The organism is Vreelandella venusta, from assembly GCF_015689495.1.
In the GTDB taxonomy this organism is placed as follows: domain Bacteria; phylum Pseudomonadota; class Gammaproteobacteria; order Pseudomonadales; family Halomonadaceae; genus Vreelandella; species Vreelandella venusta.
Map to the genome: position 1 here is coordinate 184,790 of NZ_CP065135.1, position 10,628 is coordinate 195,417.

At 53.4% G+C, this 10,628-nt stretch carries 9 protein-coding genes and 4 tRNA genes; all 13 read left to right on the plus strand.

Going from position 1 to position 10,628, the window contains the following annotated elements; translation table 11 throughout:
- The first annotated feature begins 133 nt into the window (after positions 1 to 133).
- The 13 genes from IR195_RS00810 (at position 134) to rpoB (ending at position 10,628) form a co-directional block, all read left to right on the plus strand.
- Positions 134 to 1,117 carry a biotin--[acetyl-CoA-carboxylase] ligase gene (locus tag IR195_RS00810; protein ID WP_125744924.1) on the plus strand — a complete coding sequence of 328 codons (984 nt, stop codon included), beginning with the start codon at positions 134 to 136 and terminating at the stop codon, positions 1,115 to 1,117.
- Positions 1,114 to 1,953: a type III pantothenate kinase gene (locus tag IR195_RS00815; RefSeq protein WP_125744926.1), complete on the plus strand. Its 840-nt coding sequence runs from the start codon at positions 1,114 to 1,116 to the stop codon at positions 1,951 to 1,953. Before IR195_RS00810 ends, IR195_RS00815 begins: the two co-directional genes overlap by 4 nt.
- A 139-nt stretch (positions 1,954 to 2,092) precedes the next feature.
- Positions 2,093 to 2,176 (plus strand) — tRNA-Tyr (locus IR195_RS00820).
- A 106-nt stretch (positions 2,177 to 2,282) separates the two neighbouring features.
- Positions 2,283 to 2,356: transfer RNA gene (locus IR195_RS00825), tRNA-Gly, on the plus strand.
- Between the two features lie 16 nt (positions 2,357 to 2,372).
- Positions 2,373 to 2,447, plus strand: a tRNA-Thr gene (locus tag IR195_RS00830).
- Positions 2,448 to 2,589: 142 nt separating this feature from the next.
- Positions 2,590 to 2,665 (plus strand) — tRNA-Trp (locus IR195_RS00835).
- Between the two features lie 73 nt (positions 2,666 to 2,738).
- Entirely contained in the window at positions 2,739 to 3,122 is a 384-nt protein-coding gene (secE, locus tag IR195_RS00840; RefSeq protein ID WP_125744928.1) for a preprotein translocase subunit SecE, read from the plus strand.
- 8 nt (positions 3,123 to 3,130) lie between these two features.
- Positions 3,131 to 3,664 (plus strand): transcription termination/antitermination protein NusG, encoded by a 534-nt coding sequence (gene nusG / locus IR195_RS00845; RefSeq protein ID WP_125744930.1) that lies wholly within the window; start codon positions 3,131 to 3,133, stop codon positions 3,662 to 3,664.
- A gap of 123 nt (positions 3,665 to 3,787) precedes the next feature.
- Positions 3,788 to 4,219, plus strand: a complete 432-nt coding sequence (gene rplK, locus IR195_RS00850) for a 50S ribosomal protein L11 (RefSeq protein ID WP_009098963.1) — start codon at positions 3,788 to 3,790, stop codon at positions 4,217 to 4,219.
- Between the two features lie 2 nt (positions 4,220 to 4,221).
- On the plus strand, positions 4,222 to 4,914 hold the full coding sequence (rplA, locus tag IR195_RS00855; protein ID WP_125744932.1) for a 50S ribosomal protein L1: 693 nt from the start codon (positions 4,222 to 4,224) through the stop codon (positions 4,912 to 4,914).
- 298 nt (positions 4,915 to 5,212) lie between these two features.
- Complete coding sequence (gene rplJ, locus IR195_RS00860; protein WP_125744934.1) at positions 5,213 to 5,716, plus strand: 50S ribosomal protein L10; 504 nt, start codon at positions 5,213 to 5,215, stop codon at positions 5,714 to 5,716.
- 112 nt (positions 5,717 to 5,828) lie between these two features.
- Positions 5,829 to 6,200 carry a 50S ribosomal protein L7/L12 gene (rplL, locus tag IR195_RS00865; RefSeq protein ID WP_030074215.1) on the plus strand — a complete coding sequence of 124 codons (372 nt, stop codon included), beginning with the start codon at positions 5,829 to 5,831 and terminating at the stop codon, positions 6,198 to 6,200.
- Between the two features lie 351 nt (positions 6,201 to 6,551).
- Positions 6,552 to 10,628, plus strand: coding sequence for a DNA-directed RNA polymerase subunit beta (gene rpoB, locus IR195_RS00870; RefSeq protein ID WP_206048525.1), 4,077 nt, complete (start codon positions 6,552 to 6,554; stop codon positions 10,626 to 10,628).

The following is a 10,628-nucleotide window of genomic DNA, read 5'->3' on the forward strand; positions in this document are numbered from 1 at the left end:
ATTATAGGGTCTGGGCGCGGTCCACTACTAGTGCTGTCTTAAATAAAGGTGCAAGTCAATAACCTAAACATGGCAGTTTTCGCTCCAGCGGTGCTTCCGTTAAGATAGGCGTTTTCCCAGTTGGGGCAAGCACATGACCATCGGTAACCTGATGCGTTTGTTGAGCGATGGCGAAGTTCATTCCGGTGAACAATTAGGTGAAGCGCTGGGCGTTTCCCGAGCCGCCGTATGGAAACAACTAAAAAAATTAGACGCACTGGGCGTTGAACTGGTGGCTGTGAAAGGTCGAGGGTATCGACTTGCCTATCCGCTAGAACCGCTCGATGGGGCAAAAATTGTAGAGCGTTTGCCCGCTAGTGCTCGCCATCTCTTAACCAGGCTATTCATCGAAGATCAGCTGCCATCAAGCAATCAATATGTGCGCGAGCGCTTTACGCAGGGAGCTGGGCACGGTGAGGTATGCTTCGCTGAGCTGCAAACCGCAGGTCGTGGCCGTCGCGGGCGCGTATGGTCTACGCCTTGGGGGCAAAGTTTGATGCTCTCGCTTGGCTGGCGCTTTGAGTCAGGAGTTAACGTCCTGGAAGGGTTGAGTCTTGCGGTTGGCGTGGTGGTTGCTCAAGTGCTGGAGCGGTACGGAGTTTCACCAAAATTAAAGTGGCCTAACGATATATTGCTGGCAGAGAAAGATGGGGAGCTTGGCAAGCTGGCTGGTATTTTGATTGAGGTCACCGGAGATGCAGCGGGCCCCTGTGAAGTGGTCATTGGAATTGGTATGAATCTGTCGCTACCCGATAGCCTGCGTGCCACTATTGATCAGCCTGTGGCGGCACTGTTTGATGCAAAAGCGGGTATTTCGCGCAATCAGCTAGCTGCGGATATGCTGTCTGGGTTATTGGATATGCTGGCAGGCTTCGAAAGCGAAGGGTTTACCCCTTGGCAAGATGAGTGGAATAGTCGCCATGCCTATGCAGGGTTGCCGATCCGTATTATTCAGGGTGAGCGCTCAAGCGATGCAGTGGCTAGAGAGGTAGATGAGAGTGGTAATCTTTGGGTTACCGAAAATGATCACTCGCGACGCCTGTCGGGCGGTGAGATCAGTGTACGCAGGCGCCTATGATTTTGGATTTGGATATCGGCAATACGCTATCGAAATGGCGTTTAAAAGATGCCGAAAGTAGTGAGATTCGTTCACGAGGTGCTGTGTGGACTCGGGAAGAGTGGCGGCCAGGGGCAGATATTCCGAATCTTGATGTAGTAGAGGCGGTGCGTATTTCCAGTGTTGCTAGAGCGGCCGTGCTGGAAGAGACCGTTGCTTTGCTGCGTCGCCAAGTGCGCCAAGTGTATGTTGCGCGCTCAACCCCTGAAGCCCTGGGCGTTGTCAACGGGTATGAGGAGCCTGGGCGACTGGGCGTAGATCGCTGGCTAGGAGCGCTGGCAGGCTACCAACTGGCTGGCGGTTGCTGTGCAGTCGATTGTGGTAGTGCGATCACCATTGATTTTGTATTGCCAGGGGGTGTCCATCTCGGAGGCTTTATCGTACCTGGGTTGCGATTAATGAAAGAGAGTCTCAAATTGGGCACCCGCAATGTGGCAATTGATCCAGAAAGTGAGGCTGATGCGTTATTGGAGCCGGGGAGACGCACGGTAGATGCTGTCAACCACGGTATCTATATGGCGGCAGTCAGTGCGATTAACAGAATTTACAGTGAGGTGTGCGATCAACAGGGGGTTGCATTGCCAGTGCTATTGACGGGTGGCGATGCCAGAGTGATTTCACGCGGTGTTCAAGTGCCCCATGCGGTATGGCCGGATATGGTTTATGGGGGCTTGGAAGCCAGTTTTCCGCTGACCTTTGCAGAGCGTGCTGGAAAAATGTCGGGCGCACCTGGAGTGCCTGAACCTGTTTCGCTAGAAAAAATTCGCGCAGGTCTTGCATTCTCGATGCTGCTTTGACAGAATGCAGCGCGTTCCAAGGCACAAGCACACGTTAGTTATCAATGTGCAAGTGCTGGTAAGTTCACAAGCTTTGATAAATAAAGAGTTTGTAAGCTTGACATAGTCTTGGAGGTTGGCATAATGTGCCGCCACAGCTGGAGAGGTTCCCGAGTGGCCAAAGGGAGCAGACTGTAAATCTGCCGCGAAAGCTTCGAAGGTTCGAATCCTTCCCTCTCCACCAAGTTTTATCAAGCAATGGCTAGGTCGTTGCTTGGGAATGAAAGGCCGGTAAGCGGGCTTAGCTACTGTATCTCGTGCAACGGGTTGTCATTCCATAGGCAAGTTCGGCGGGCGTAGTTCAATGGTAGAACCTCAGCCTTCCAAGCTGATGGTGCGGGTTCGATTCCCGCCGCCCGCTCCAGTTTTGGATGTATTTAGCTCATGTAGCTCAGGGGTAGAGCACACCCTTGGTAAGGGTGAGGTCGACGGTTCAATTCCGTCCATGAGCTCCATATTGCATAAAGGCGAGCTAAGCTCGCTTTTTTTGTTTTCACTTGTCAGTTTGATGAGTGTTGAGGGTTGTCAGGCGGAAAGTTATCCGCTAATATGGCGCCCGCTGTTGCGTAGGCAGTTTGTTTGCGCACGTGATGATACAGGCCAGTAGCTCAATTGGCAGAGCAGCGGTCTCCAAAACCGCAGGTTGGGGGTTCGATTCCCTCCTGGCCTGCCAGCCTTCCCCAGGTTGGTATGTCTTTTTCTAGAATTCCTTTGTCGCTCGCTGCACCCTTGGGAGTCTCGTTTTTATGAAGCCTAGTTCCGTAAAACATGGCGAAGAGGTGCAACAGTCGCGCCATGACGGGCTCAAGTGGGCGGCGGTTGTGGCGCTGCTTGTTGTTGCAGTTGTTGGTAATACCTATTTCGCTGATATTGGCCTGCTCTACCGCGTATTAGGTGTGGTGGTGTTGTGTGTGATTGCGGGTTTGATCGCGCTGACCACCGCTAAAGGTCGCGATTTAGTAGAGCTTGCCGTCAGCGCCAAGAAAGAGATACAGCGCGTTGTATGGCCGACTCGCCCCGAAACTATTCAGACCACGGCCATTGTGCTGGCGGCTGTTGTGGTGGTGGGTTTGATGCTGTGGTTGATTGATACTCTTCTTGGCTGGGCGATGTCCGGCGTCATTGGTTAGGAGCTTTCATGTCCAAACGTTGGTATGTCGTCCACGCTTATTCCGGCTTTGAAAAGCATGTCATGCGCTCGCTTATCGAGCGCGTGAAAATGTATGGCATGGAAGATCGCTTTGGCGAAATTCTCGTGCCGACGGAAGAAGTCGTTGAAGTACGTGACGGAAAGCGTCGTAAGAGTGAGCGCAAGTTCTACCCCGGCTACGTGCTGGTCGAGATGGAAATGGCCGACGAAACCTGGCATCTCGTCAATGAAACCCCACGTGTAATGGGGTTTATTGGCGGCACAAAAGAGAAGCCAGCGCCTATTACCTCGCGCGAGGCAGATGCTATCTTGCGTCGTGTGAAAGACGGTACTGATAAGCCGCGTCCCAAAACTATGTTTGAGCCGGGTCAGTCAGTTCGTGTTATTGACGGTCCGTTTGCTGACTTCAACGGTGTTGTTGAAGAAGTGAACTACGAGAAAAGCCGTTTGCAGGTTAGCGTGCTGATTTTCGGGCGGGCCACGCCTGTGGAACTTGAGTTCTCTCAGGTAGAAAAAGAGTAAGTTAGATTAATTGGCGGGGTGGTGTGCATTGCACGCCATCCCTGCATTGTGTGAAGCAGCTATGTGCTGCTTTATATGTACCGGGGAGCCGTAAGGCGCTATCACCCAACTGGAGTATTTAGCATGGCCAAGAAAGTACAGGCTTATATCAAACTGCAGGTTGCTGCAGGTAAAGCCAATCCTAGTCCGCCCGTCGGCCCCGCGCTGGGTCAGCACGGTGTGAACATCATGGAATTCTGTAAGGCGTTCAACGCAGCGACTCAAGAAATTGAGCCTGGTCTGCCGACGCCTGTCGTGATCACAGTTTACTCTGACCGTAGCTTCACGTTCGTTACCAAGACGCCGCCTGCTGCCGTGTTGCTGAAAAAAGCAGCGGGTATCAAGTCCGGTTCTGGTGAGCCGAACAAGAAGAAGGTTGGTACCGTTACGCGTGAGCAGCTTGAAGAGATCGCTAAAACGAAAGAGCCAGATATGACGGCTTCTGATCTCGATGCCGCGGTGCGCACCATTGCTGGCAGCGCTCGTAGCATGGGCCTAAACGTGGAGGGTCTCTGATCATGGCTAAGCTAACTAAGCGTGCGAAAATTATTCGCGAGAAAGTAGACTCGAACAAAACCTACTCTCTTGAAGAAGCGGTTGCGCTGCTCGCTGAGCTGTCCACCGTTAAATTCAAGGAGTCCTTGGATGTAGCGATTAACCTGGGTGTTGATCCGCGTAAATCTGACCAAGTGGTACGTGGCGCTACTGTCATGCCTAACGGTACTGGCAAAGACGTGCGCGTAGCGGTCTTCACCCAGGGTGCTAACGCCGATGCTGCTAAAGAAGCAGGCGCTGATATCGTGGGTATGGACGATTTGGCTGAGCAAGTCAAAAAGGGCGTCATGGATTTTGACGTCGTGATTGCCTCTCCCGATGCTATGCGCGTTGTCGGTCAGCTGGGTCAGATTCTTGGTCCGCGTGGCCTGATGCCTAACCCGAAAGTTGGTACCGTTACTCCTGACGTTGCCACTGCGGTTAAAAATGCTAAGGCAGGCCAGGTGCGTTTCCGTACCGACAAAAACGGCATTATCCACACAACGCTGGGTAAAGCTGATTTTGAAGCATCCGCTGTTCTGGGTAACCTGGAAGCGCTGGTTGCTGACCTTAAGAGGCTCAAGCCGAGCTCTTCTAAAGGTATCTACTTTAAGAAAGTCACCCTGTCCACTACTATGGGCCCAGGTCTGACTATCGACCACTCTGCATTGGTATAAGCAGGTAGTCGTACGTTTTACGTAAGAACCGAGCAAGAACTTTGCGGTCCCCTGTTAATGCGTCAGTTAGGCAGGGCATCGTCAAAGACCGCAGGTGCCGCATCTTTTAAGGGTGCGGCTTAATCGCCTTAACAGCGCCTGCGCAGATGGTGTGGCCGCCAGTTGGTTGAGGTTTTTAGCCAAACCGCTTTCTGGTGAGCACCATCCCCCAAGGCTTCCAGCGTTATTTATTTATCGTCTGGGAGAGATGGTAACCACCGGAGCCTGTTGTGGGTTCCGGCACGAAGGAGTGATCACTGTGCCACTAGCACTTGAAGGCAAGAAAGCGATTGTTGCCGAGGTCAGTGAAGCGGCCAAGGGCGCACTCTCCGTCGTAGTTGCCGATTCTCGCGGTGTTACGGTCGGTAAAATGACCGACTTGCGCAAGCAAGCACGTGAGAATGGCGTCCAGCTGCGTGTTGTTCGCAACACCCTGGCACGCCGCGCCCTCGAAGGCACCCAATGGGAGTGTCTGAACGAGAGCTTTGTTGGTCCTACTCTGCTGGCTTTCTCTACCGAGCACCCGGGCGCTGCCGCTCGTTTGTTCAAAGAGTTCGCAAAGCAAGATCAGAACTTCGAAGTGAAGGCGTTGGCCTATGATGGTGAGCTGATTCCGGCTGCTGACATCGATCGTCTGGCAAGCCTACCGACTTACGACGAAGCAATTGCCAAGTTGATGTCGGTAATGAAAGAAGCCTCCGCTGGCAAGCTGGTTCGTACCCTGGCCGCCCTGCGCGACCAGAAGCAAGAAGAAGCTGCATAAGCAGGTCTTTTTGCAAGCAGACCGCGCTGCATAAGCAGGGCACTGCTTGAACCATGCAATGAATCCTGAGCACTCGGTAGACCGAGGCTCCCGCAAAGTTAGGAATGAGACAATGGCACTGACCAAAGACGATATCATCAATGCTGTAGCCGACATGTCCGTAATGGAAGTTGTCGAGCTGATCGAAGCAATGGAAGAGAAATTCGGCGTTTCTGCAGCAGCAGCCGTAATGGCTGGCCCCGCTGCAGGCGGCGAAGCAGCTGCTGAAGAGCAGACTGAATTTGACCTGGTACTGACCTCTGCTGGTGACAAGAAAGTTAACGTCATCAAAGCAGTTCGTGAAATCACTGGTCTTGGCCTGAAAGAAGCCAAAGGTGCAGTTGATGGCGCGCCGGCTACCATCAAAGAAGCAATGTCTAAAGAAGACGCTGAAGCAGCTAAGACCAAGCTGGAAGAAGCGGGCGCAAGCGTCGAGCTCAAGTAATTCTTGTGCTGACGGCTTTACGCGCTGCGTAAGCTTCCACGGCTGGCGGCGGGCTTATCCCGCTGCCGGCCTTTTTCTGTTGTATCATGTTGCTTGGCAGCATTACAGCAGGAAAGCTGCGGTAAGAAGCAGCAAAACAGTAAGACCGTTGTTGTGAAGCGTAAGTTGTGAAGCGTAAGTTGTGAAGCGCGAGTGATAACGAAGCGCTAGCAGCACTACTGTAACACTGTTATCTATCAAGATTTTTGACGGCGAGCTACCGATTTAGGAGCTTGCTGTCTGCGTCTGAAACGCCCGCGGGGCAGATGACCACGCATCGGTCACCCATGGTGAACAAGCTGGGGAATACAGATGGCTTACTCATATACTGAGAAAAAACGCATCCGCAAGGATTTCGGCAAACTGCCCCAAGTGATGGATGTGCCTTACTTGCTGGCCATCCAGCTTGATTCCTACTACGACTTTCTCCAGCAGGATCGTTCGCCCGACGAGCGCCACGAGATTGGTCTGCACGCGGCGTTTAAGTCCGTGTTTCCGATTGAAAGCTTCTCTGGGAATGCGGCGCTGGAGTATGTCAGCTACCGTTTCGGCACGCCGGCGTTCGATGTTAAGGAGTGTCAGCTGCGTGGCGTGACCTATTCCGCCCCGCTGCGCGTCAAGGTTCGCTTGATCATCTATGATCGCGACTCCTCGAACAAGGCAATCAAGGATATTAAAGAGCAGGAAGTCTACATGGGGGAAATCCCCCTGATGACCGAGAATGGTACTTTTGTTATCAATGGTACTGAGCGGGTTATCGTTTCTCAGCTCCACCGTTCGCCCGGTGTGTTCTTCGATCATGATAAAGGCAAGAGCCACTCCTCTGGCAAGCTGCTCTATTCTGCCCGAGTGATTCCTTATCGTGGTTCCTGGTTGGACTTCGAGTTCGATCCTAAAGACAACGTCTTCGTACGTATTGACCGTCGCAGGAAACTGCCAGCGTCAGTGTTGATGCGTGCGCTGGGAATGAGCACCGAAGAGATCCTTGAAGAGTTTTTCGAAACCAGCAAGTTTAGCATTGAAAAAACTGGCTTCTTCGTAGAGCTGGTACCGTCACGCCTGCGCGGTGAAACCGCGACCTTCGATATTAAAGATGGCGAAGGCAACGTCATTGTTGAAGAGGGACGTCGTATTACCCAGAAGCACATCCGTCAGCTTGAAAAAGCCGGTTTGTCGCGTCTGGAAGTACCGATGGAGTACCTGTTTGGTAAAACGTTGGCCAAAGATCAGATCGACACTAAAACTGGTGAGCTGATCTGCCCGTGTAACAGCGAAATTACGCCAGAAGTGCTTGAGCGTATGGCGCAGGGTGGCATTACCCAGATCGAAACGCTCTACACTAACGATCTCGACTGTGGTTCGTTTATTTCCGATACGCTTAAGTTGGATGCCACCGGCTCCGCGCTTGAGGCGTTGGTCGAAATTTATCGCATGATGCGCCCTGGCGAACCGCCGACCAAAGAAGCTGCTGAGACGCTGTTTAATAACTTGTTCTTCAGCGAAGATCGCTACGACCTTTCCGGCGTCGGTCGCATGAAGTTCAACCGTCGTCTGCGTCGTGATACCGACACGGGCTCTGGTGTGCTGGATCGCAAAGACATCCTCGATGTTCTGCGCGAGCTGATCAATATCCGTAACGGCTTTGGCGACGTTGACGATATCGATCACCTGGGTAACCGCCGTATTCGCTGTGTTGGCGAAATGGCTGAAAACCAGTTCCGCGTCGGCTTAGTGCGCGTAGAGCGCGCAGTGAAAGAGCGTCTTTCCATGGCGGAGAGCGAAGGCCTGATGCCGCAAGATCTAATCAACGCTAAGCCGGTAGCGGCAGCGGTGAAAGAGTTCTTCGGTTCTAGCCAGCTGTCCCAGTTTATGGATCAGAACAACCCGCTTTCTGAGGTTACCCACAAGCGTCGTGTGTCGGCACTCGGCCCAGGTGGTTTGACCCGTGAGCGTGCTGGTTTCGAAGTGCGCGACGTACATGCTACGCACTATGGCCGCTTGTGCCCGATCGAAACGCCGGAAGGTCCGAACATCGGTCTGATCAACTCGTTGGCGACGTACAGTCACACCAACAGCTACGGCTTCCTTGAAACGCCATACCGTAAGGTCAATGCCTGCCAAGTGACCGACGACATCGTTCACCTGTCGGCGATCGAAGAGGGTGATTTCGTTATTGCCCAGGCGTCTGCTGCTGTGGATGAGTCCAACAGGCTGAGTGACGACTTGGTTCAGGTACGTCATCGTGGTGAAACCACGTTTATGCGTCCTGAGCAAGTCACGCTAATGGACGTTTCACCACGCCAGGTTGTTTCGGTCGCGGCCGCGCTGATTCCGTTCCTGGAGCACGATGATGCTAACCGCGCCTTGATGGGGGCGAACATGCAGCGTCAGGCGGTACCGACTTTGCGTGCTGACAAGCCGCTAGTAGGTACTGGTATGGAGCGCTTCGTTGCGCGTGACTCCGGTGTTTGTGCCGTGGCGCGTCGTGGCGGTGTAATCGACTCCGTTGACGCACGTCGTGTCGTGGTACGGGTACACGAAGATGAGATCATCGGTGGTGAAGCTGGTGTTGATATCTACAACCTGACCAAATACACCCGTTCAAACCAGAACACCTGTATGAACCAGCGCCCTATCGTGCGTCCTGGTGACAGCGTAGCCCGTGGCGATATCCTGGCCGACGGCCCGTCTGTTGATATGGGTGATTTGGCGCTAGGCCAGAACATGCGCATCGCGTTCATGCCCTGGAATGGTTACAACTTCGAGGACTCTATCCTGCTGTCTGAGCGGGTGGTTCAAGAAGACCGCTTTACCACGATTCATATTCAGGAACTGACCTGTGTATCTCGCGATACCAAGTTAGGGCCGGAAGAGATCACTGCCGATATTCCCAACGTGGGCGAGTCCGCGCTGGGTAAGTTGGACGAAGCTGGTGTTGTTTACATTGGTGCTGAAGTTGGCCCTGGCGACATCCTGGTCGGTAAGGTAACGCCGAAGGGTGAAACCCAGCTGACGCCGGAAGAGAAGCTGCTACGCGCTATTTTCGGTGAGAAAGCATCTGACGTTAAAGATACCTCGCTGCGTGCGCCGACCGGCATGAAGGGTACTGTCATCGACGTTCAGGTATTTACCCGTGACGGCGTTGAAAAAGACTCTCGTGCGCTTGCTATCGAACAGATGCAGCTGGACGAAGTGCGTAAAGATCTTCAGGAAACCTACCGTATCGCTGAAGACGCTACCTTTGAGCGCCTGAAGCGCACGCTGGAAGGTCAGGCTGTTAATGGCGGTCCGAACCTGAAGAAAGGCGATGTGCTTGACGAGGATTACCTCGACGAGCTGCCGCGTCAGCAGTGGTTCAAGCTGCGTATGCAGGATGAAGCCTACAACGAGCTGTTGGCCCAGGCCGATGAGCAGCTCGAAAATCGTCGTAAAGAGATGGACGAGCGCTTTGAAGACAAGAAGCGCAAGCTGACCCAGGGTGATGACCTCGCGCCGGGCGTGCTTAAAATCGTCAAGGTTTACATGGCGGTTAAGCGTCGCATTCAGCCTGGCGACAAGATGGCCGGTCGTCACGGTAACAAAGGTGTTATCTCGGCGATCATGCCCATCGAAGATATGCCGTTCGACGAGAAGGGCGAGCCGGTTGATGTGGTGTTGAACCCGCTGGGTGTACCGTCGCGGATGAACGTTGGTCAGATCCTCGAAACGCACTTGGGTATGGCTGCCCGTGGTTTGGGTGTCAAGATTGACGCGCTGTTACGTGATGCTCGTGGTCAGCAAGTTGCTGAAATTCGTGACTTCCTGGGCCAGATATATAACACGCCGGGAACCCGTGTTGAGGATATCGATTCGTTAAGCGATGAAGAAATCATTGCGCTAGCGAAAAACCTCAAAGGCGGTGTACCTATGGCAACGCCGGTGTTCGATGGTGCTAAAGAGCACGAGATCAAACATCTGCTGAAGCTTGCTGACATTCCTGAGTCTGGCCAGATGACGCTGTACGATGGCCGTACTGGCGATGCGTTTGACCGCTCGGTGACCGTTGGCTACATGTATATGCTCAAGCTGAACCACTTGGTAGACGACAAGATGCACGCGCGCTCTACCGGTTCTTACTCGCTAGTGACTCAGCAGCCGCTGGGTGGTAAGGCGCAGTTCGGTGGTCAGCGCTTTGGTGAGATGGAAGTATGGGCGCTGGAAGCTTACGGTGCCGCGTATACGCTGCAAGAGATGCTCACCGTCAAGTCGGACGACGTCGAAGGCCGCACCAAGATGTATAAAAACATCGTGGATGGCGACCACACCATGCAGGCAGGCATGCCGGAATCCTTCAACGTACTCGTGAAGGAAATCCGCTCGCTGGGCATCGATATCGAGTTAGAGAGCTAG